Below are 21,237 nucleotides of genomic sequence, written 5' to 3' on the forward strand. Positions count from 1 at the left end.
GTCGGCGGAGGCCGGGGGGCGGGGTCGGGGGCGGGGTCGGGGGCGGGGTCGGGGGCGGGGGCGGGGTCGGGGGCGGGGTCGGGGGCGGGGTCGGGCGTCGCGGCGAGCCAGGCCCGTAACTCCCGCGCCAGTGCGGGCCGCTCCGCCGCCTGTTCCGCGAGGGAGGCGGCCAGTCGCCCGATGAACGCGTCGGTGTCGAAGTCGATGTCGGCGTCGATGTCTTCGTCGCTGCCCGGTTCCGCCGACGCCCACGCACGGACCAGACCGACCGTCGCGGGGTCCGCCGATCCGCACACCCTGTCGAGCAGCGCGCGTCCCGCCCCCGGCCGGGCGGCCGCCAGTGTCAGGGCGGCCGTCAATTCCAGGGCCGTCACCTGGTCCATCGCGCCGCCCTCTCTCGACATCCGCGGCTCAGGCCGCGCTTCTGCGTCCTACCCTTCCGACGCTCACGTCAGACCGGACACTCACCTCAGAAGAGCGATTACGCCAAAACAAGCCAATGAAGTGATTCAACGACCGTCACTATTTGAACGGTATTGACCTCATGCGATTCTTTGACGCCTATTCAGAGCACAAGCCGACCGGCGGACGGGGGCGCTCGTGGAGATCGGCATTCGCATCCTGGGAACCGTCGCACTGGAATGCGACGGGCGATTCGATCTCCTCGGCTCCGCGAAAGAGCGCCTGGTGCTGGCGGCGCTGGCACTCGACGCGGGCCGCCCGGTCTCCTTGGACACCCTGATCCACCGCCTGTGGGACGACTCCCCGCCCGCCAAGCCGCGCGCGGGCCTGCACACCTACGCCGCCCGGCTCCGCCGGCGCCTCCGGGAGAGCTGCGGCGACGAACTGCTCGTCCAGCGGGCCCACACCTATCTGCTCGACGTCCGCCCCGACCAGGTCGACTGCCACCGGTTCGAGCAGATCGCCGCCCGGGCCCGCTCCCTGGCCGACGGCGCCGACGACACCGCTGCCCTCGAACTCCTGCGGGAGGCGGCGGGCCTGTGGCACGGCGAGCCGCTCGCCGGACTGGGCGGGCTGTGGGCGGAGAACGTCCGCGCGAGCCTGTCGCAGAAGCGGCTCGCCGCCCACCTGGTCCGGATCGGGGCGGAGCTGCGCAGAGGCCATTTCGCCGAGCTGGTACCCGACATCGCAGCACTCCTCGAACAGCACCCCGGCGACGAGACGCTGGCCGCCCAGCTCATGACGGCGACGTACGGCTGCGGCAGACAGGCCGACGCCCTGCGCGTGTACGACACGGTCCGCCGCCATCTGAGCGAGCACCTCGGCACGGACCCCGGCGAGGCCCTGGCACGGCTGCACCGCCTGGTCCTGAACGGCGCCGCGCCGCACGAACTGCTCCCCCACAGGACGCTCCCCGCCGCCACTCCGCACACCTTGCCGCGCCACGCCGAACTCATAGGCCGTGAAACGGAATTGGCCTCCATCGTCCGCGCGGCGGGGCGGGGGTCCGGCACGGTGATCGCGTTGCAGGCCATCTCGGGGATGGCCGGGGTGGGCAAGACCCTGCTCGCCCTGCACGCGGCCCGGCGCATGGAGGCGCTGTTCCCCGACGGCCAGCTCCACCTCGATCTGCGTGCCCACTCCCCCGGCCAGGCACCCCTGTCCGCCACGTCCGCCCTCGGAGCGCTGCTGCGCATGCTCGGCGTCCCGGCGGCAGATCTGCCGGACCAGCTCGACGAACTCGTGAGCCTGTGGCGTACGCTGCTCAGCCGCCGCCGCGCCGTCATCGTCCTGGACGACGCGGCCGACCCCGAGCACGTGCTCCCGCTGCTGCCCGGGCCCTCTCCCTCACTGATGATCGTCACCAGCCGCCGGGGGCTTTCCGGACTGCCCGGAGTCCGGCCGGTCCTCCTCGACGTGCTCCCCGAGGAAGACGCCGTCGCCCTGTTCCGCGACCTGGCCGGTGAGCCGCGCACCTCGCGCGTCCGCGAGGTCACGGCCATCGTCCAGCTCTGCGGGCGCCTCCCCCTGGCCATCGAGATCGCCGCCAGACGCCTGGCCTCCCGCCCCTCCTGGACCACCGGTCACCTGCTGCACCGGCTCACCCACGGGCACGGCCGACTGCGGGAGATCCGGGACGGCAATCACGAGATGGCCCGCGCTTTCGAAGTCTCGTACTCGACACTCGGCGCCGAGGAGAGATCCGTTTTCCGTCTTCTCGGTCTCCAACTCGGCCCGGATTACGACGCGTTTACGACGGCCGCACTCACGGACCTCCCGCTCGACCGCGCCGAGCACGCCCTCGAAGATCTCCTGGACGCCCATCTCATTCAGGAACCGGCGCCCGAGCGGTATACGACTCATGATCTCCTCGGCGAATACTCGCGCATGCTCGCGGCAGCCGAACTGGAAGCCGCCGAACGGGAAAGCGCCCTGTCCCGACTGATCAATTTCTATGTCCAGGCATCCGACGCGGCGGACAGACTGATCGCTCCGCGCCGCCCGCGCCCGAACCTTCCCCGCCGCCTTCGTGCCTATCGGATGCCCGTATGGGACGGCGCCGCCGACGCGAGGCGCTGGCTGTCCGCGGAGTGCTCCGGGCTCATCGCGGCGGAGCGCCACTGCCGGGTCCACGGCCGTCCGCACGAGGCGGCGCTGCTCGCCGGATCACTGGCGGGCTTCCTCCTCGAGGAGAAGTACGCGGGCGACGCGCAGGGGATGCACCGGGCGGCCGCGGAGCACTGGCGGACCCGGGCCGAGCCGGAGGCGGAGGTGTACGCGCTGGTCGACCAGGGCACCGCGCTGTCGCGGAGCGGCCACTACGACCAGGCTCTCGACGTACTCGGACGAGCGCTGCGGACGGCCCGGGGCATCGACGACACCACGGTGGCCGAGGTGCTGCACGCGAGGGGCGTGCTGCGCTGGAACCTGGGCCGGCTGCCGGAGGCGCTCGCCGACCAGGAGGAGACCCTGGAACTGCGCAGGCGTTCGGGCGATCCGTGGCAGATCGCCCGCTCGCAGAACAACCTCGGCATCACCCACCTCTATCTGGGCGATTTCGCGGCCGCTCACGAGCACTTCTCCTCCGCGCTCGACAGATTCCGCTCGGCCGGTGACACGCACGAAGAGGCGCATGTCCTCAATAATTTCTCGGATCTCCAGCTGCGCATCGGAGAAAGGGAATCGGCGCGGAATTTCCTCCAGGAGGCCCGCGAGATACTCGCGACTTCGGGCACCACCGCAGAACACGCCATGGCGCAGGTCAATCTCGCCAACACCATGGATTCCCCGCGGGAATTACATTCCATGCTCGACATGTACCGGGATTCACTCAGCGCTTTCCGCCGCCTCGGCGACCGGCGCAACGCGTCGATAACCCTGAACGGAATGGGGCTCGCCCTCCACGCGGCCGCCCGGTTCCAGGAGGCGGCCGAGCACCACAGGCAGGCACTGGAGCTGGCCAGGAGCATCGGGGCGGCGCACGAGGAGGTGCAGGCGCTGCACGGCCTTGGGGCGGCCGAGCACCGCCTGGGCGACCCGGCGTCGGCGGCCGGTCACCTCGCCGCGGCCGTGGCGACCGCGGACCGCACGGGGGCGGCGGACGAGGCGGCCCGAGCGAGGGCCACACTGGCGGACATCGAGGCGGAACCCATCATTCCGGCCCGGAAACCGGAACAGCCGGTGTAGGGCCCTCTCGCTTTATCAGAGTGAGCGCTGCCCGAGCGGGAAAATCAAGAAGTTCCCGGTGTGACCTTGCGCCGCCTAATGGCCCTGCGCGAAGATCCCGGCGGGGCGCAGAGACTCTCTCCGCCCGAACGTTTCTTGCACTTCTGGAGACACCGAGTAATGGTAAGAAAGAAAGTCCCGGGGCCCGGGAAGAACGTCCCGTCATTCTCCAAAGCCACGGGCACGGCCGCTGCCGTGGGCGTACTTATCTGTATGCCCTCTCTAGTCAACTTCTTCACAGAGATGGTGACACCGCAGGGCCACGCTCACGCCGCCGCTCCCCATCCGGGAGGGCCCCGCGCCTGACGGCGCCCCGGCACGGCGTCGGAGACCCCGCCGCCGTGCTCAAGAAGAACCCCTCAGCCCTCGTCGGCCGCCAGCCGCAGCGAGATGCTGTTGATGCAGTACCGCTGATCCGTCGGCGTGGAATAGCCCTCGCCCTCGAATACGTGTCCGAGGTGTGATCCGCAGCGCGCGCATCGCACCTCGGTGCGCACCATGCCGTGCGAGGTGTCCTGGACGAGTTCGACCGCGTCCGTGTCCTTCGGGTCGAAGAAGCTCGGCCAGCCGCAGTGCGACTCGAACTTCTCCGCCGAGGTGAACAGCTCCGCGCCACACGCCCGGCAGGAGTAGACGCCCTTCGTCTTGGTGTCCGTGTACTCGCCCACGAAGGCCGGTTCCGTGCCGGCCTGGCGCAGCACCGCGTACTCGGAGGGGGTCAGCTCCGCGCGCCACTGCTCGTCCGGCTTCTCGACGTCGTACGACATGGATGACATCCCCTTACTCCGACTTACTTGGACAGCTGGGCCAGGATCTGCGGGCCGAGGTCCGTGACGTCGCCCGCTCCCATGGTGAGAACGAGATCGCCGGGCTTCGCCATTCCCGCGACCGCCGCGACCGCCGCCGCCTTGTCGGACGCGGCCGCCACCTCGGCGCCCGCCTCGCGGGCCGCGTCGATGATCAGGGCGCTGGTGATGCCGGGGATCGGGTCCTCGCGGGCCGGGTAGATGTCCAGGACCACGGAGGAGTCGGCGAGGGCGAGCGCCTGGCCCATCTCGGTGCCCAGTTCCTGGGTGCGCGAGAAGAGGTGCGGCTGGAAGAGGACCAGGATGCGGGAGTCGCCCGCGGCGGAGCGCATCGCCTCCAGGTCGGCCGTCATCTCGGTCGGATGGTGCGCGTAGGAGTCGATGACCTGGACGCCCGCGGCCTCGCCCTTGAGCTGGAGGCGGCGCTTGACGCCCGTGTAGGAGCCGAGCGCGGAGGCGAGGTTGTGCGCCGGGATGCCGAGGGCGATGCCCGCGGCCAGGGCGGCGACCGCGTTGTTCGCGTAGTGGCGGCCGGGCACCGACACCTGGAAGGTCAGGAACTTGCCGTTCAGGACGACCGTGACCTCGCTGGTCAGGCCGCGCGCGGTGATCTTGTGGATGCGCAGATCGGCGCCGGCGGACTCGCCATAGGTGACGACCTTCAGCTGCCCGAGGTGCCGCACGCGCTCGGTCAGCTCGACGGCGCCCTGCTGGTCCGCCGAGATGACCAGCGTGCCGCCGGGGACGACCTTGCCCGCGAAGATCTCGAAGGACTCGTAGATCTCGTCCATCGACGCGTAGTTGGCGTGGTGGTCGAGCTCCACGTTGAGGACGATGGCGACCTCGGGCGCGTACTTGTGGAAGCTGCGGTCGCTCTCGTCGGCCTCGGCGACGAAGATGTCGCCCTCGCCGTGCAGCGCGTTCGAGCCCGGCACGTCCAGGTCGCCGCCGATCGCGTACGACGGGTCCAGGCCGAGGGTCGCGAGGGTGACGGCCAGCATCGACGTCGTGGTCGTCTTGCCGTGCGTGCCCGCCACCGCGATCGGACGCAGGCCGTCCATCAGGGAGGCCAGGGCGTCCGAGCGGTGCACGACCGGGATGTCCAGCTCGGCGGCGCGGGCCAGCTCGGGGTTGTCGGCGCGGATCGCGGAGGAGACGACGACGCAGGTCGCGTCGGAGGCGAGGTGCGCGGCGTCGTGCCCGATGTGCACCGTGGCGCCGAGCGAGCGCAGCGCCTGCGCCGTGGCGGACTCCCGGGCGTCGCTCCCCGCCACCTTGGCGCCGCGCTGGGCCAGGATCTTGGCGATGCCCGACATTCCGGCGCCGCCGATGCCGATGAAGTGCGGTCGGTCCATGTCGGCCATGGACTGAGGCAGGCCGGATGCCATGCGTGTGTCTCCCCTGGTGCTGCGACGAATGCCGCGTCCGTACGACGTGACGTGTGAACGCCCCCAGCCTATTGCCTCTGCCAGGGGCGTATGGCGTCCCCGTAGGGGCTCGAGGTGAGGCGCCCCATAGGGGCGCGGGGAACTGCGCGCCCAGCCCCCACGACCCGCAGATCAGACACGCAAGGGAGCACGCCCCGCGTCAGAGCGGCTCCGCCGCGTGCACGTCCCCGGCAGAGGCGCAGGAACTGCGCGCCCAGCCACAGCGAGCCCGCAGAGAAGGAACCGCCCACCCACAGCGGGAGCGCCTACGCCTCGCTGTGCGAGAACAGCTTCAGCACTGGCACTCCCACCTTGTGCCGCGCCCGCGACGCCCAGTCCCGGTGGAAGAACTCCTCCACGTAGTGGGGGTCCGTCAGCACGATGACCTCGTCCGCGTCCGCCTCGGCCACCAGGGTCTTCAGGGCATCCAGCGGGTGGTCCTCGATGAGCTGCCCCCGCGCCTCGCAGCCCGCCGCCCGCAGCGCCGTCAGCGAGACCCGCAGCGCCTGCTCGCCGGGTCCCGTCGCCGCCGCCCCCTCGGGCGTCTGCCCTTCGCGCGCCGCCTCGTCGAGCTCGCCCAGGGCCACGTCGTCGATGGCCCGCAGCAGACGGTCCGCCTGGTCGCCCCGGGGCTGGAGCAGCACGTGGAAGGTGACCGGCTCGTCCCCGTGCAAGGTGGTGACGAACTCCACGTCGGCGGAGGTCAGGGCCTTCTCGATCATCAATACGCTTGTGAACACGACAGGCGCCCTTCTCATCCGTGGGCCGTCCTGAGGCCCTTGCGGAAACCATCCTGCCCCGTGGCGGCACGGGGTCTGCGACATCTAGTGTGCCCAGCCGAAGCAATACGGAACGGCTGGTTCCGTTGATTATCAGATATGACGGTATCGGGTGAAGAGGAACCCGTCCTCCTCCAGTACGGACGTAAGTGCGAATTGATCGGGCGTCGCCAGCGCGTGCCCGCCGGCGATCCGCTGCGCGTCCCCCGCGGTGAGCATCGGCGAGACGGTGAGGCACAGCTCGTCCAGTGCCTTGGCGGCCACGAACTGCCCGAGCAGACGCGGCCCGCCCTCGGTGAGCAGCCGGGTGAGCCCCCGCTCGGCCAGGACGGGTGCCACGCGCCCCGGGTCCACGGTCGCGCCCTCGCCGGCGATCAGCACGACGGCGCCCGACTGCTCGGCGGCGGCGATCCTGTCGGCGGGCGCGGCGGCCCCGGTCACCACGAGCGTGGGCGTCAGGGGCTCGGTGAAGAGCGGAAGGGAGAAGTCCAGCTCCAGGCTCGCGCTGACGATCGCGATGGCGGGCGCCGGGGTCTGACCGGCCGCGGCCCTGCGCTGCGCGAAGGCCTCACGCGCGCGTGCCGGGCGGTAACCCTCCAGGCGTACTGTCTCGGCCCCCACGATGACGGCGTCGGCGAGGCCCCGCAGGGTGCCGAAGATCCGCATGTCGGTGTCGTTGGAGATCGGCTGGGAGCGGCCGTCGTGCTGGGCGGCGCCGTCGAGCGTGGAGACCATGTTCGCGCGCAGCCAGGTCACGGGCCCGGACGGTACCCCGGCGGGGTAGGCGTAGGCCTCGGCCAGTTCGCCGAGCCCCCACTCCCGCGCGTTCGAGTCTGCTGTCTGGTCGGTCACAGGGAACAGGCGTCGCATATCCGCAGTCTCGCACGCCCCTTAAGCTGGGGAACCGTGTCGTCCTCCACCGCCGCCCACGCTCATGGCGCCCTTCCCGAAGTGGCTCCGCTGTCCCTGTGCGCCCGCGAGCCCCACGTTCCCGCCGACCGACTGGTCGCCGAGATGGTGCCGCCGCCGCGCTTCGACTCGGTCCGCTTCGACACGTACATCCCGGACCCGAACCAGCCCAGCCAGAGCGAGGCGGTCCGTGTCCTGAGCGGCTTCGCGGCGGGGCTCGGCGGGGCGCATGCCTCCGGGGCGCGGAAAAACAGAAAGGCGCGCAGCGCTTCCTTGGAAGGGCGGTGGTGGGAGACGGGCGGGCACTGGTTCCAGAAGAAGGCGCCGGCCGCCGCGGGCCCCCGCGGCGTCTATCTCGACGGTGGTTACGGCGTCGGCAAGACGCACCTCCTCGCCTCCCTCTGGCACGCGACCCCCGCGGCGCCCGAGCAGAAAGCATTCGGCACCTTCGTCGAGCTGACCAACCTGGTCGGCGCGCTCGGCTTCCAGCAGACGGTCCGTACGCTCAGCGGTCACCGGCTGCTCTGCATCGACGAGTTCGAGCTCGACGACCCGGGCGACACGGTGCTCGTCTCCTCGCTGCTCGCCAAGCTCGTCGAGCAGGGCGTGGCGCTGGCCGCGACCTCGAACACGCTGCCGGGCAAGCTCGGCGAGGGCCGGTTCGCCGCCACCGACTTCATGCGGGAGATCCAGGGTCTGTCCGCGCAGTTCAAGGCGTTGCGCATCGACGGCGAGGACTTCCGCCACCGGGGTCTGCCGGAGGCCCCCGCTCCGTACTCGGAGCAGCAGGTCACCAAGGCGGCGTACGCGACCGAGGGCGCCTCGCTCGACGACTTCCCGCATCTGCTCGCCCATCTGGCCAAGGTCCACCCCAGCCGGTACGGCGCGCTGACCGACCAGCTCACGGCCGTCTGCCTCACGGAGGTGACGCCGGTGCCCGACCAGTCGACCGCGCTCCGGCTCGTGGTGCTCGCCGACCGGCTGTACGACCGAGAGGTACCGGTGCTCGCCTCCGGTGTGCCCTTCGACCGGCTGTTCAGCGAGGAGATGCTGAACGGCGGGTACCGGAAGAAGTACTTCCGGGCCATATCCCGGCTCACGGCGCTCGCCCGCGACGCGAAGGGGCTCGTAAGCCAGTAGACCGAGCGGGGCATCCCGTCGAAGTGATGGCTACGCGCGTGGTTCCCGAGCACCAGGGCGCGTGGTACACACATCCGGTCATATTCCTGTCCGCCAGCAGGAGGTTGCCCGTCATGTCTGCCACTCGACGTCAGGTTCTCGCCCGTACCGGTGCCGTGGGTGCGGGAATCGCCTTCACCGGCGCTCTGTCAGAACTCTTCGCGGGCACCGCCGCCGCGCACGGGAAGGCCGGTTACGGCCCCCTGGTCCCCGACCCGAAGGGCCTGCTCGATCTGCCGAAAGGTTTCCGCTACCAGGTTCTCTCACGCGAGGGCGACGACCTCCGGTCGGGTGAGGGCAAGGTGCCGAGCAACCACGACGGCATGGACGCCTTCCGCGGCAGGAACGGCGGCGTCCACCTCGTGCGCAACCACGAGAACCGCGTCACCGGCAGGATAGGCGTGCCGACGGTCGAGGGACTCACGTACGACCCGGCGGCCAAGGGCGGCTGTACGGCGCTGTCGCTCGACCGGAGAAACAACGTCCTGGGCGAGCGCGTGGCGATAGCCGGGACCGCTGTGAACTGCGCGGGCGGACCGACCCCCTGGGGCACCTGGCTCACCTGCGAGGAGACCGAGGACAAGGCCGGCACGAACGGCTACACCAAGGACCACGGCTTCATCTTCGAGGTCGACCCGGTGGACCCGCGCCGCACCGGCGCCGTGCCGCTCACCGCGATGGGCCGCTTCCAGCACGAGGCGATCGCCGTCGACCCGAAGCGGGGCGTCGTCTACGAGACCGAGGACGCCTTCCTCAAGCCCTTCGGCCTCTTCTACCGCTTCCTGCCCAACAAGCCCCACGGCGGCCGCGGTTCGCTGCGCGCGGGCGGCAAGCTGCAGGCGATGCGCGTGCCGGGCGTACCGGACCTGTCCTCGATCCAGGAGACAGGCGCGAGCTTCGACGGCGTCGAGTGGGTCGACGTCCCCGATCCGCTCGCCGCTCAGACACCCATACGCCACCAGGACTTCGGCCCCAAGGGCATCACGCACGCGCAGAAGCTGGAGGGCTGCTACTGGGGCGGCTCGTCCGTCTACTTCGTCTCGTCCTTCGCGCACAGGGCGGCGGGCTCGGCGGGTGACCACTTCGGCCAGATCTGGCGGTACGACCCGTCAGGGCGCCGCCTCACTCTCGTCATCGTGTTCGGGCCGAGCACCGACATCCAGCTGCCCGGCGAGTCCCCCGACAACATCTGCCTCGCGCCCACCGGCGGCCTGATGGTGTGCGAGGACGGCGACGGCGCCCAGCACGTCTACGGCCTCACCCGGCGCGGAGAGCTCTACGAGATGGCCCGCAACCGCCAGAACACAGGCACCCCCGACAAGCCCGAGTGGGGCGAGTTCGCGGGCGTCTCGTTCTCGCCGGACCACGACACGATGTACGTCAACTGCTATACGCCCGGCACGACGTTCGCGGTGACGGGCCCCTGGCACAAGTAGCGCTTCCCCGGCCGTCCGCCGCGGGCCGACGAGCCCGCGGGGGACGGCTCCGACGCGACGGACTAGTACGCCGTCACGGGGTAGTGGTCCGACAGGTTCGTGTACGTGTACTTCTTGCCCCAGCTGGAGACCGTCCAGGGGGCGCTCTGCTCCTTGATCACGTTGTTGTGCCAGGTGGCGGGGCGGGCGTGGCCCTTGCGGTGCAGGACGAAGTCGAGGTCCTCGCGGGGGTCGTCCGGGTAGCGCTCGGCGGCGATGGAGTTGTCCCGGGTGTCGAAGGAGTACGGGTGACCGGTGCGGGCGTCGGCGGGCGCGAAGCCGCCGTCCGCGAGCATCGAGGCGTACTCGGAGCTGTGCGAGTCGACGTTGAAGTCGCCCGCCACGATCACCTGTTCGCCGGCCGGGATGTTCTTGGCGTCCAGGAAGGCGTCCATCTCCTTGAACTGCTTCGCGCGCGTCGAGGCCGCCTCGCCGCTGCCGCAGCCCGGGTCGGTGGACTGGGCGTGCGTGCCCACGACGTGCGCCTTGGTGCCGTTCACGTCCAGCACGGCGTAGACGAAGCCCTTGTTGGAGTACGAGTCGGAGCCGCACGCGTCCTTGTAGACGTACTGCTCCTTGCGCTGGATCGGCCACTTGCTCAGGACCGTCACGCCGCCGTCCTCCGGCGTCACCGAGGAGTACGCGCCGCCGGTGGCGTCCCAGCCGGTCTTGCCGCGGCCCATCACCGGGGTCTGGTGCGGGTAGCGGTCCTTGGCGTCGGCCTTCAGCGCGTCCGACGAGGAGTTGTCGAACGCCTCCTGGAGGACGACGACGTCCTGCCCCTGGAAGAAGTCCGCCGCCGGTATGGCCTTGGCGCGGTGGTCCTGGCCCCAGTTCGGGTAGAGCGTCTTGCTGAACAGGAACGTGTTGTACGTGAGTACCTTGAGCGAGGGCGTCGCGGCGGACGCCTCGGCGGCGGACCTGTCGGCGGCGGTCGCGGACGGGGCGACGCCGGCGAGCGTGGCGGCGGCGAGGACGGTGGTGATCGCCACCGCGTGGGACCTGCGCGGCGCTGAGTGCGGCACTGAAACTCCTGAGGGTGGGGGCTGTTGCTGCTGTTCCGGCCGCGCCGGAAGCGGCCGTGGACACGGCGCCCGCACATCCAACCAGCTGTGATTACTTCTGGGGATACTTCACGTGAACACGCCGTTCGATTCCCTGCCCGACCCGCGACCTACAATCGCCTCACCGTGAAAGGGGACTTGGTGGACCGCGACATCCGCACGATCGACGACGTGATGAACCTCCTGGACGGCCTGTTCGCACCGGAGGCCGACCGCTGGACGACCGGCGGCGCCGCCTGGTGGGACGACTTCTACGCGGACCGCACCAAGCCCGTGCCGTTCTTCGTGGCGAAGCCGGACGAAAACCTCGTCTCGTACGTGGAGCGGGGCCTCGTCACGCCGGGCCGCGCGCTCGACCTGGGCTGCGGCCCCGGCCGCAACGCCCTCCACCTCGCCGCCCTGGGCTTCGAGGTCGACGCCGTCGACCTGTCACCGGCCGCCCTCGCCTGGGCCGCCGACCGCGCCCGCGAGGCGGGGGCCGACGTACGGTTCCACCAGGGCGACGCCTTCGCCCTGACCCAGGGCGAGTTGGCCGGACCGTACGACCTGGTCTACGACTCGGGGTGCTTCCACCACCTGCCGCCGCACCGCCGCGTCAGCTACCTCGCCCTCTTGGACCGCGTCCTGGCCCCCGGCGGCCACTACGCCCTCACGTGCTTCGCGGCCGGCACGGCGGGCATGGGCTCCGAGCTGCCCGACGCGGACTTCTACCGGCAGTCCGCGCTGCACGGCGGCATCGCGTACGAGGACGGGTCGCTGCGGCGGATCTTCGGCGATCTGACGGAGGTCGAACTGCGCCGCATGCGCGACGAGCCCGCCGACTCCGCGCACTTCGGCGAGCCCTTCCTCTGGACGGGCCTCTTCCGCCGCGATCCCGTGAGCACGCCGACCGCCGGGGCCCGCTAGGTCGCACACGGCCTAGCCCCGCCGCACGAGCCGCACCTTGTCGACGCCGAGCAGCCCCGCGAGCGGCACCTTGGCGGTGGTCTGGCGTGGGTCGACCGTCAGTCCTTCGGCGCGCAGCATGTCGAGCAGCATCCCGGCCAGCGGCATCACCATGTGCCGCCCCCAGCAGCGTTCGGAGGCGTGGCCGAAGGGGAGGTAGCCGGGGTGGTCGTCGGGGTCGAGGGTGGCCCAGCGCCCGGGACGGAACACGTCGGGGTCGTCCCAGAGCGCCGGGTCGCGGTGGCTGAGCAGCGGCAGCAGCAGGACGTCGTCGCCCGCGCCGATGCGGGCGTCGAGGGCGGGGTACTCGGGGGACGCGTCGCGCAGGATGTTCCAGGAAGGGGGCAGCAGGCGCATCGCCTCGTACAGGATGTGCTCGTTCGGCTCGTCGTCGTCGAAGGGCGCCCCGAGCCAGTACGCGCTCGCGACGAGCGTGGAGACGGTGAAGCAGACGGGCGCCGCCGCCCGCCGGTACAGGCCCATCGCGTACCGCCGGTCGCTGTAGTTCGCTGCGTCGGCGGTCAGGCCCGCGATCTCGGTCACGGGCGCTCCCGGGCGGAGCCTGCCGGGCAGCGCGGCGCCGACGGCGATGACCGTCCAGGTCAGCTTGGGCGTCAGCTCCAGGGTGCGGTCCATGAGGATGCGCAGCCGGTAGGGGTCGGCGCCGAGGATCAGGTCGCGCAGGTGGACGTGGCCGACGTGTGGCCACTCACCGGTGAGGTCGACGTCCCCCGGCACGGGAGCGCGCAGCGCCGCGCGTACGTCGCGGCCTATCGCCCGCATGACGTTCGACGCCTCGGTGCGGTGGATGGAGCGTCCGTGCAGGGGCTTGAACGTCGGGCGTTCGTGTTCGGTGGCCGGCCGCTCGGCGAGGATGCGGTCGGTCAGCTCGGGTCCGGCGACACCCACGGTGTCGGCGTCCAGGCGGAACACGTCCTCGCCGCGGTGATCGCGCAGCAGGGCGTGGAGCCGCGGCGTGAAGACGGTGGTCCGGGTGGACCGGTCGGTACCGGAGAGGGGCATCGGTGGCCTCCAAAAGCGGGAGGCCCGCGTCCGGCGGCCGCTCGGGCACACCGGACACGGGCCTCGGCGGATGAGCGATTCGCCGGTTCAGTACCAGTGGTACCAGGCGTACGCCTTCAGGCTCTTCTCTCCGGTGATCCTCTTCTTGAGCGTGCGGACCATCTTCATGCACATACCTCCGGTCAATTCCGTTGGGTCTGACGGACTCGGACGAACGGAGCGTGCAAGGAACCGATCAACAACCAATAAACAGGGAAAGACCACGTGAGCGACGCGTGAGCGCGGCGTACCTCACAGGTCGGCGAGCGCTCCGTCCACCGTGGCGAGCAGGATCTCCCTCTCGTCGTGTACGCGACTGAGGACGCGCAGCCCGTAGTACGTGCTCTGCACCCGGCGGGCCACGGTCCTCGCGTCGCCGGTGGAGCGGATCTCGCCCGCGCGGCGCCCCTCCTCCACCACCGCGCACAGCTCGTCCTCGACCCGGTCGAAGCTGCGCCGCACCGCGTCCTTGACCCGCGGGTCGAGCCCGGCGGCCTCGACGGCGGCATTGATCGCGAAGCAGCCGCGCGCGTCCGACGCGTCGAGGTCGGCGTCGACGGCGTGGAGCATCATGGCGCGCAGCCGCTCCTTGGCCGGGCCGGGGCCGCGCAGGATCCCGACCTGTTCGGCGGTGGCGGTGTCGTGGTAGCGCTCAAGGGCGCGGAGGTAGAGCTGCCGCTTGCCGCCGAAGGTGTTGTAGAGGCTCGACGGGCCGAGGCCGGTGCTGTCGCACAGGTCGCGCGTCGAGGTGCCCTCGTACCCGTGGCGCCAGAACGTCTCCATGGCCGCGGTGACGACGCGGTCCTCGTTGAACTCTCGTGGCCTGGCCATGACCCCACAGTAAACGTTTTGGAACGCACTCACAAAACCCCCGTCTCCCGCGCCTCCCCCACCTCCCCGACCGCCTCGATCTCGATCAGCCACGCGGGATCGGCGAGCCCGGCGACCTGGACGAAGGACTCCGCCGGGAACGGCGCGACGTAGTGCTCCGCGCGGAGCCGGGCGAAGGTGTCCTGGTGGGCCATGTCGGTGACGAAGACCGTGAGCTTGACGAGGCGGTCCAGGCCCGAGCCCGCGTTGGTGAGGACCGTGGAGAGGTTGGCGAGCGCCCGCCGCGCCTGGGCCTCGAAGTCCCCGGCGCCGACCGTGGCACCGTGCTCGTCGATCGGGGCCTGTCCCGAGGTGAAGACGAGGTCGCCGACGCGGATGCCGAGGGAGATGCCCGCCGACTCGTACCAGTCGGGCTCGGCGGTGACGCGGAAGCGGGTGGCGCGGGATCGCCGCGCGTCGCCGCTCACGCCTCCGCCTTGGCGGTCTCGTGGGCGGCCACGGTCGTACGCGGGCCCGGCACCGTCACGCGTTTCGGCCCCGAACGCTGGAGACGCGCCGCCCACAGCACCCCGGCCGCCCCCGCGGTGGCCAGCGCGGCGCCGACCCAGGCCACCGAGGGGTAGCCGTACCCGGCGTCGATGGTCAGGCCGCCGAGCAGCGGGGCCACGGTGTTGCCGACGTTGAACGCGGCCGTGTTCGTGGCGCCGACGAGCGTCGGGGCGTCCGGCGCGAGGGTGAACACCCTGGACTGGAGGGCCGGGTTGGTGACGTAGCCGGCGAGGCCGAGCAGGAAGACCAGGGCGACCACCACGGCCGTCACGTGCGCCGTCAGGGCGAGCAGCGCGGAGAACAGGGCGAGGGCGCCGAGCCCGATGCCCAGCGTGGCGAGGGGCCGCGCCTCGCCCGTGCGTCCGCCGATCACGATGCCCACCATGCCGCCGACGCCGAACAGGGCGAGGATCACCGGCACCCACCCCTCGGAGACGCCGCTGACCTCGGTCAGGAGCGCCGCCAGATAGCTGAAGGTGACGATGACCGCCCCGAAGGCGAAGGCCGTGATGGCGTACGAGAGCCACAGCCGCGGCCGTGCCATGCCCCGCAGTTCGGCCCTGACCGAGGGCCGCTCGCCCTCGCCGCGGCCACCGGGGACCAGCAGCAGGGTGCAGACCAGGCTGACCACGGTGGCCGCGGCCACCGCCCAGAACGCGGCGCGCCAGCTGGAGTACTGGCTCAGCACGGTGCCCGCGGGGACGCCGACGATGGTGGCGAGCGTCAGCCCGCCCGCCACCACGGCCACCGCCCGCGCCTTGGCCGCCGCCGGGACGAGCGCCACCGCGGTGGCCACGGCGACGCCCCAATAACCGGCGTACGCGAGGGCGCTGACGACGCGTGAGACGAACAGGACGGCGTAGCCGGGCGCGAGGGCGCCCACCACATGGGCCGCGACGAAGGCGGCCTGCAGGGACACGAGCGCTGTGCGGCGCGGCCAGCGGAGCGTGGCGATGGCGAGCAGCGGCGCGCCGACGACCATGCCGATGGCGAAGGCCGAGATGAGCAGCCCGGCGTCCGGGATCGACACCCCCAAGTCTTCCGCCATGCCCGGCAGCAGACCGGACAGCATGAACTCCGATGTCCCTTGGGTGAAGATGCCGAGCCCCACTATGTACACCGCGAGTGGCATGGAATCGGTCCTCCCGATCAGACGTGACAAGACGTGCTCAGACGTACTGAGACGGTCGCTTTTGGAGCGTTCGCTTCAGAACTGACGAGTGAGGACGCTAACACATTCTGGATCGGACGCTTCAGAACCGGGCGAGGATCCGCTCCGTGGGGCCGGACTCCACGGCGCGGCCCGCCGCGAGGACGAGCAGCGCGTCCGTGCGGTTCGCCACGAGACGCAGGTCGTGGCTGATGAGGACGAGGGCCAGGGCCCGGCTCTCCCTGAGTTCTTCGAGGAGGTCCATGACCGCTCCGGCGGTCCTGTCGTCCAGAGCCGAGGTGACCTCGTCGCAGACCAGGACGTCGGGGTCGGCCGCCAACGCCCTCGCTATGGAGGCGCGTTGGCGCTGGCCGCCGGAGAGTTCGTGAGGGTAGCGGTCGGCGAAGTTCGCGGGCAGGCCGACGCTCTCCAGGAGTTCCAGGACGCGTGCGGGAACCTCGGCGCGCGTGGCCCGGCCGTGCAGCCGCAGCGGACGGCCGAGGGTGTCGCCCACCGTGCGGCTCGGGTTGAGGGTGCCGAGCGGGTCCTGCGGCACGAGCTGGAGCGCGCGGCGCTGGTCGCGGGTGCGGCCGTGGGCGGCGGGGTGGAGGCGTACACCGTCGAGCGTGACCGTGCCCTCGGCGGGCCGGTGCAGCCCGACGACGGCGCGTACCAGCGTGGTCTTGCCGGACCCGGAGGCGCCGACGATGCCGGTGCTGGATCCGGCGGTGACGGTGAGGCCGACGCCGTGCAGGACGGGGACGCCGCGGCCGCGGTGGGTGAAGGCCGCGGACAGTCCGGCGACGGCGAGCTTGGGGGTACTGCCGGCTGTGACGTGGGCGTCGGCCGTACGAGGACGGGGCGCCGACAGAGGTACAGACGGCGTCCCTTCACCGGACCCGGACAGGTCGACGACGTCGTCCGCCAGGCGTGCGACGAGGTCCGTGTCGTGGCAGGACAGGGCGACCGCGAGGCGGTGGTGGGCCGCCAAGTGCCGCAGCAGCTCGGCGATCTCGTCCCGCACCTCCGGGTCGAGGCCCGCGGTGGGCTCGTCGAGGAGGAGGACGGCGGGCCGCCGGGCCAGCGCCCTGGCGAGGGCCACGCGGCGCTGCTGGCCGCCGGAGAGCTCGCCCGTGCGGCGGTTCTCCAGGCCCTGGTTGACGGGGAGGCGGACCTCCTCCAGCTGGGCGCGGAGCGCCTCGGGGCCTCGGTCGACGGCGACCTCGGCGATGAGGCGGCACACCTTCATGCGGGGGTTGAGTCCGGAGCCGGGGTCCTGGCCGAGGTAGGCGATGCGGTGGCGGCGCAGGGCGCGCAGGTCGGCCGCGCCGAGTGCCAGGGGGTCCTGGCCGAGGACCTCGACGGCGCCGGCGGTGCGCCGGGCGCCGGGCGGCAGGACGCCGGCGACGGCGCGCAGGAGCGTGGTCTTGCCGGATCCGGAGGGGCCGACGAGCGCGGTGACGCGGCCGGGCCGCACCTCCATGCCGCCGCCCTCCAGCAGGAGCCGGCCGTCGGTGGCGGCGACGGTCAGCCCTTGGACGCGCACCGCCACGCCGGATGCGGGGACCTGCCCCTCGGGGTACCAGTCGGGCATGTGGTTCACGGGGCGACCCCCTGGGTCATAGCGGTCTCTTGCTTCACGGCGCGGCCTCTCGCTGTCACAGCGCGCTCACCCCTGCCCGACCGGCGCGCGGCACCAGCGCCGACGCCGCGAGGTTGACGCTCATGGCGAGGAGGCCGATGGCCAGGGAGGGCGCGAGCACCGCCCAGGGGTTGAGGACGACGCCGCCGGAGTTCTCGCGGATCATCAGCGCCCAGTCCGCGGCGGGCGGCTGCGGGCCCACCTGGAGGAAACCGGCGGTCGCCACGATGTAGACGGCGGCGACGAAGCGCAGTCCGAACAGGGCGAGCAGCGTGGCCCGCAGATTGGGCAGGACCTCGCGGACGACGAGGTGCCACAGGCGTTCGCCGCCGACCGCGGCGGCCTCGATGTACCCGGAGGCGGCGACGGGCGCGGCGGCGCCCGCGACAAGACGTACGGCATAGGGCACGCCCATCACCACGGCGGCCGCGATGACGGCGAACCGTCCGCCGCCCGGCCAGGACAGCGCGATGAGCAGGATGCCGAGGACGGCGGGCAGCAGCATGAGCACGTCGGCGCAGCGCTCGACGATCCGCCCGACGGTGGGCCGCAGCGCACCGACGGCGCCGAGCAGCGCGGCGGCACCGGTCACCAGCGCGGCCACCAGCAAGGAAGTGGCAATAAGCTCACGCCCCCCGGCGAGCAGCCGGCTCAGCACGTCCCGACCGAGCTGATCACCCCCGAGCGGCGCCTTGCCGCCGGGTTCGGCGTAAGGGGCGGTGACGGGCGCGTCGATGGCGTACGGCGCGATCCAGGGCCCGACAAAGGCGAGCGCGACGAGCAACAGGGCGGGCAGAACACGCAGAACGACACCACGCCGCGGCATACGCCGTACGACCCTCTTCGCCAAGGTGACGGACGCGGTCATATGCGACCTCCGGAAGCCCACGAACGTACGAGGTCCGCGAGGAGCAGCACGCCGGTGATGACGGCGCCGGTCACGGCGACGACTCCGGCTACGAGTGGGCCGTCCCGGTCGGTGACCGCGCCGGCGAGGACCGAGCCGATTCCCGGGTAGTTGAAGATGGTCTCCACCACGACGGCGCCGCCGAGCAGCATGCCGGTGGAGGTGGCGATGCCCGCCGCGATGGTGGGCAGCGCGCCCGGCAGCAGGTGGTGGCTGAAGACGCGGTGGCGCGGCAGGCCGTCGATGACGGCGCTCTCCACATGCGGCGCCTTGGCCTCGTCGGCGAGCGCGGCACGCACGATGCGGACGTTCCAGCCGATCTGCGGGATCGCGAGCGCGAGGACGGGCAGGATCAGCATCCGCCAGGAGGCGGGCGTCCCGTCGGCGTCGGTGAGGGTGACGGCGGGCAGCAGATCGGTCCAGAGCGCGAAGACGAGGACGAGCGCGACGGCGACGACGAACTCCGGCAGCGCGAGGATCCCGGTGGCGGTCGCGGAGACGGCCCGGTCCGTGGCGCCGCCCGGCTTCAGCGCGGCCCAGCACCCGAGGGCGAGCGAGACCGCGAGGGTCACCAGGAGCGCGAGACCGCCCAGGAGCAGGGTGTTGGGCAGCGGCTTGGAGAGGATGTCGGCGATGGGCTCGCCGCGCGCGGACGTGCCGAAGTCGCCGGTGGGCAGACCGGTCATCCACTCCCAGAAGCGGGCGAGGACGGGCCGGTCGAGGCCGAGGAGTTCGCGGCGGCGCGCCAGGTCGGCGGCGCTCTCGCCCCGCTCGGACGTGGCGTTGGCGGCGTCGCCGGGCAGGACTTCGACGGCGACGAAGACGGTGACGAGCAGGACGGCGAGCAGCAGCGCGCGGCGGGCGAGCAGCCCGGTCAGGCGCAGGGCCCCGGAGAGGAGGGGCCCGGCGGGCCGCGGCGAAAGGCCCGCGACCCGCTCGCTCACCGTGCCGCTCAGCGGGCCAGCCATGCCCGCTCGAGCTGGACACGTCCGTAGCCGGGCAGCTTGGGCAGGCCGTGCACGGGAGCGGCGGCGAGGTCGATGCCCTCGGCGACACCCCACAGGAGGTAGCCGGAGTCGTCGTGTTCGATCTGCTGGAGCCTCTTGAGGGCCTTGGCGCGCGTCGCCGCGTCCTTGGCGCCGATGGCCTCGCGGTAGGCGGCGTCGAACTTCTCGTTCTTCCAGGCCGCCTCGTTCTGGCCGGACTCGGACGCCATGGTCTTGCTGGCGAAGAAGATCACCGAGTCGTTGGTGCCCCAGTAGGTGGTGTAGAGGTCGGCCTTGAGCCACGTCTTGTCGTAGAAGGTGGCGGACTCCTGCTTGACGACCTGGACCTTGACGCCCACCTCGCGCACCTGGCTCGCGAAGAGCGTCGCGGACTCGGCGAGGCCCGAGATGTCCTCGGTGGTCAGCAGCTTGTACGTCTTGGAGGTGTCGAAGTCCGCTTCCTTCAGGAGGGACTTGGCCTTGGCGAGGTCGCGCTCGCGCTGCGGGATGCCCGATTCGTACGCGGGGTCGCCGGTGCCCATGATGTCGTTGCCGACGCTGCCGTAGCCGGACAGGACCTGCTTGACCATGGCCTTGCGGTCGACGGCGAGGCGCAGCGCCTCGCGGACCTTCGGGTCGGCGAACGGGCCGTCGCCGGCGCGCATGACGATCGGCATCGCCATGTCGTCGGGGCGGCGCACGACCTGGATGTCCTGCCGCTTCTCGGCGGTGCGGGCGGCGACCGCGCCGACGTTGGACGCGAGGTCGATCTGCCCGGCGAGCAGTGCGTTCGACATGGCCTGCGGGGACTCGAAGATCTTGACCTCGATGGCGTCGAGCAGCACCTCGCCGCCGTGCCAGTGCTCGTTGCGTACGAGGCGCGCGTTGCCGGAGCGGAACCAGTCGAGCTTGAAGGGGCCGGTGCCCGGCGCCTTGCCGAGGTCCTTGTCCTTGGTGCCCTTCTTCAGTACGAAGGTCGACAGGCGGGTGAGCAGGGGCAGTTCGGCGTTGGCGTAGTCGGAGACGAGGACGACGGTGTCCTCGCCCTCGGCCTTGATGTTCGCGGCCTTGATGCCGGGCAGCCGGGAGGCGCCGGAGGGGGTGGCGCGCAGACGCTTGAGGGACCAGACGATGTCGTCGGCGGTGACAGGGGTGCCGTCGTGGAACTTCGCGCCCTCGGCGATCTTGAAGCGCCAGGTCTTCAGGTCGGCGGAGGACTTCCAACTGGCCGCGAGCCGCGGGGCGGTGTTGTCCTTGGCGCCGGGCGCGGTGAGTGTGTCGTACACGAGGGCGATGACGAGGTAGTCGCTCTCGTTGGCCTGGGTACCGTGCGGGTCCCGGGTGATGGCCGAGGCCCGGCCGAGGGCGCCGACGCGCAGGGTGCCGCCCTTGCGGGGCTTGCCACCGCTCCCCGCCTCGGACGAGGACGAGGTGTCACCGTCCCCGGAGCACGCGGTGAGCAGCGTCGCCGTGCCCAATGCCCCGGCCGTCCACAGCACTTGGCGCCTGGTGATGTCCACGTACGTCCTCGTTCCAGTTCGGAGCGGCATGTCGAAGCGGTGGCCGAAGCGGTGGTCGAGCAGTGACCGAAGCCGCGGCCGAGCAGAAACACGATCGGAAAATCTTAGGGTTGCCTATCCTAATGGTCCCCGTTTGCGCAACCCCGCGCGCGGGCGGCAAGTGCGCGCCCCCCGCGCACACTTGCCGTCCGGCAGGTGTTGGTTCAACTATGAAATAACTAAGGTTTGCCTTACCTTACTTTACTGCTAGCGTTCGACTCGTCACCCGGTGATCGCACGACCGATTCCTCCACCAACTCGACGGAAACGGACCAATCTC

At 71.4% G+C, this 21,237-nt stretch carries 19 protein-coding genes; 4 read left to right on the top strand and 15 right to left on the bottom strand.

Features of this window, described 5'->3' with window-relative positions:
* A partial coding sequence (locus ACWDZ7_RS34920; RefSeq protein WP_451802652.1) for a hypothetical protein occupies positions 1–383 on the bottom strand: 383 nt, incomplete at its 3' end.
* Between the two features lie 217 nt (positions 384–600).
* Here ACWDZ7_RS34920 and ACWDZ7_RS34925 point away from each other — a divergent pair.
* Entirely contained in the window at positions 601–3,648 is a 3,048-nt protein-coding gene (locus ACWDZ7_RS34925) for a BTAD domain-containing putative transcriptional regulator (protein ID WP_451802653.1), read from the top strand.
* A gap of 398 nt (positions 3,649–4,046) precedes the next feature.
* Here the strand turns inward: ACWDZ7_RS34925 and msrB are convergent, their stop codons facing one another.
* The 4 genes from msrB to ACWDZ7_RS34945 all read right to left on the bottom strand — a co-directional run bounded on the left by msrB (position 4,047) and on the right by ACWDZ7_RS34945 (position 7,569).
* Positions 4,047–4,454 (bottom strand): peptide-methionine (R)-S-oxide reductase MsrB, encoded by a 408-nt coding sequence (gene msrB / locus ACWDZ7_RS34930; RefSeq protein ID WP_451802654.1) that lies wholly within the window; start codon positions 4,452–4,454, stop codon positions 4,047–4,049.
* Between the two features lie 23 nt (positions 4,455–4,477).
* Complete coding sequence (gene murC / locus ACWDZ7_RS34935) at positions 4,478–5,881, bottom strand: UDP-N-acetylmuramate--L-alanine ligase (RefSeq protein ID WP_451802656.1); 1,404 nt, start codon at positions 5,879–5,881, stop codon at positions 4,478–4,480.
* Positions 5,882–6,186: 305 nt separating this feature from the next.
* Positions 6,187–6,660: an indole-3-glycerol phosphate synthase gene (locus tag ACWDZ7_RS34940; RefSeq protein ID WP_451802658.1), complete on the bottom strand. Its 474-nt coding sequence runs from the start codon at positions 6,658–6,660 to the stop codon at positions 6,187–6,189.
* Between the two features lie 132 nt (positions 6,661–6,792).
* On the bottom strand, positions 6,793–7,569 hold the full coding sequence (locus tag ACWDZ7_RS34945) for a pyrimidine reductase family protein (RefSeq protein ID WP_451802659.1): 777 nt from the start codon (positions 7,567–7,569) through the stop codon (positions 6,793–6,795).
* A 36-nt stretch (positions 7,570–7,605) separates the two neighbouring features.
* On the opposite strand from ACWDZ7_RS34945, the gene zapE reads away from it, so the two are divergent.
* The gene (gene zapE, locus ACWDZ7_RS34950; RefSeq protein WP_451802660.1) at positions 7,606–8,748 is read left to right on the top strand and encodes a cell division protein ZapE; all 1,143 of its coding nucleotides are present in this window, start codon (positions 7,606–7,608) and stop codon (positions 8,746–8,748) included.
* 113 nt (positions 8,749–8,861) lie between these two features.
* On the top strand, positions 8,862–10,223 hold the full coding sequence (locus ACWDZ7_RS34955; protein WP_451802661.1) for a PhoX family protein: 1,362 nt from the start codon (positions 8,862–8,864) through the stop codon (positions 10,221–10,223).
* Between the two features lie 62 nt (positions 10,224–10,285).
* Here ACWDZ7_RS34955 and sph read toward each other — a convergent pair whose 3' ends face one another.
* Positions 10,286–11,287, bottom strand: coding sequence for a sphingomyelin phosphodiesterase (gene sph, locus ACWDZ7_RS34960; RefSeq protein WP_451802663.1), 1,002 nt, complete (start codon positions 11,285–11,287; stop codon positions 10,286–10,288).
* A 180-nt stretch (positions 11,288–11,467) separates the two neighbouring features.
* Between sph and ACWDZ7_RS34965 the strand changes: the two genes are divergently transcribed.
* The gene (locus ACWDZ7_RS34965; RefSeq protein ID WP_451802665.1) at positions 11,468–12,232 is read left to right on the top strand and encodes a class I SAM-dependent methyltransferase; all 765 of its coding nucleotides are present in this window, start codon (positions 11,468–11,470) and stop codon (positions 12,230–12,232) included.
* Between the two features lie 12 nt (positions 12,233–12,244).
* On the opposite strand, the gene ACWDZ7_RS34970 is transcribed toward ACWDZ7_RS34965, so the two are convergent.
* The 9 genes from ACWDZ7_RS34970 to ACWDZ7_RS35010 form a co-directional block, all read right to left on the bottom strand.
* The gene (locus ACWDZ7_RS34970) at positions 12,245–13,294 is read right to left on the bottom strand and encodes a cytochrome P450 (protein WP_451802667.1); all 1,050 of its coding nucleotides are present in this window, start codon (positions 13,292–13,294) and stop codon (positions 12,245–12,247) included.
* 87 nt (positions 13,295–13,381) lie between these two features.
* Positions 13,382–13,480, bottom strand: a complete 99-nt coding sequence (locus ACWDZ7_RS34975; RefSeq protein ID WP_451802669.1) for a tryptorubin family RiPP precursor — start codon at positions 13,478–13,480, stop codon at positions 13,382–13,384.
* Positions 13,481–13,585: 105 nt separating this feature from the next.
* The gene (locus tag ACWDZ7_RS34980; protein ID WP_451802671.1) at positions 13,586–14,164 is read right to left on the bottom strand and encodes a TetR/AcrR family transcriptional regulator; all 579 of its coding nucleotides are present in this window, start codon (positions 14,162–14,164) and stop codon (positions 13,586–13,588) included.
* A 29-nt stretch (positions 14,165–14,193) separates the two neighbouring features.
* Positions 14,194–14,631, bottom strand: coding sequence for a RidA family protein (locus tag ACWDZ7_RS34985; RefSeq protein ID WP_451802672.1), 438 nt, complete (start codon positions 14,629–14,631; stop codon positions 14,194–14,196).
* Positions 14,628–15,845 (bottom strand): Cmx/CmrA family chloramphenicol efflux MFS transporter, encoded by a 1,218-nt coding sequence (locus ACWDZ7_RS34990; protein WP_451802674.1) that lies wholly within the window; start codon positions 15,843–15,845, stop codon positions 14,628–14,630. The genes ACWDZ7_RS34985 and ACWDZ7_RS34990 overlap by 4 nt, the downstream gene beginning before the upstream one ends.
* Positions 15,846–15,966: 121 nt before the next feature.
* Positions 15,967–17,466, bottom strand: coding sequence for an ABC transporter ATP-binding protein (locus tag ACWDZ7_RS34995; protein WP_451802675.1), 1,500 nt, complete (start codon positions 17,464–17,466; stop codon positions 15,967–15,969).
* Between the two features lie 55 nt (positions 17,467–17,521).
* Entirely contained in the window at positions 17,522–18,373 is an 852-nt protein-coding gene (locus tag ACWDZ7_RS35000) for an ABC transporter permease (RefSeq protein WP_451802676.1), read from the bottom strand.
* A complete protein-coding gene (locus ACWDZ7_RS35005; RefSeq protein ID WP_451802678.1) occupies positions 18,370–19,380 on the bottom strand; it encodes an ABC transporter permease in 1,011 nt (336 codons plus the stop codon). The genes ACWDZ7_RS35000 and ACWDZ7_RS35005 overlap by 4 nt, the downstream gene beginning before the upstream one ends.
* A complete protein-coding gene (locus ACWDZ7_RS35010) occupies positions 19,365–20,918 on the bottom strand; it encodes an ABC transporter substrate-binding protein (RefSeq protein WP_451802679.1) in 1,554 nt (517 codons plus the stop codon). Before ACWDZ7_RS35010 ends, ACWDZ7_RS35005 begins: the two co-directional genes overlap by 16 nt.
* Positions 20,919–21,237 lie beyond the last annotated feature (319 nt).

It is taken from the genome of Streptomyces sp. NPDC003032 (genome assembly GCF_053591415.1).

Coding starts and splice junctions, on each gene's coding strand:
- murC (WP_451802656.1), bottom strand. CDS start 5,881: ATGGCATCCGGCCTGCCTCAGTCCATGGCCGACATGGACCGACCGCAC.
- ACWDZ7_RS35000 (WP_451802676.1), bottom strand. CDS start 18,373: ATGACCGCGTCCGTCACCTTGGCGAAGAGGGTCGTACGGCGTATGCCG.
- ACWDZ7_RS35005 (WP_451802678.1), bottom strand. CDS start 19,380: ATGGCTGGCCCGCTGAGCGGCACGGTGAGCGAGCGGGTCGCGGGCCTT.
- ACWDZ7_RS34990 (WP_451802674.1), bottom strand. CDS start 15,845: ATGCCACTCGCGGTGTACATAGTGGGGCTCGGCATCTTCACCCAAGGG.
- ACWDZ7_RS34955 (WP_451802661.1), top strand. CDS start 8,862: ATGTCTGCCACTCGACGTCAGGTTCTCGCCCGTACCGGTGCCGTGGGT.
- msrB (WP_451802654.1), bottom strand. CDS start 4,454: ATGTCGTACGACGTCGAGAAGCCGGACGAGCAGTGGCGCGCGGAGCTG.
- ACWDZ7_RS34980 (WP_451802671.1), bottom strand. CDS start 14,164: ATGGCCAGGCCACGAGAGTTCAACGAGGACCGCGTCGTCACCGCGGCC.
- ACWDZ7_RS34970 (WP_451802667.1), bottom strand. CDS start 13,294: ATGCCCCTCTCCGGTACCGACCGGTCCACCCGGACCACCGTCTTCACG.
- ACWDZ7_RS34945 (WP_451802659.1), bottom strand. CDS start 7,569: ATGCGACGCCTGTTCCCTGTGACCGACCAGACAGCAGACTCGAACGCG.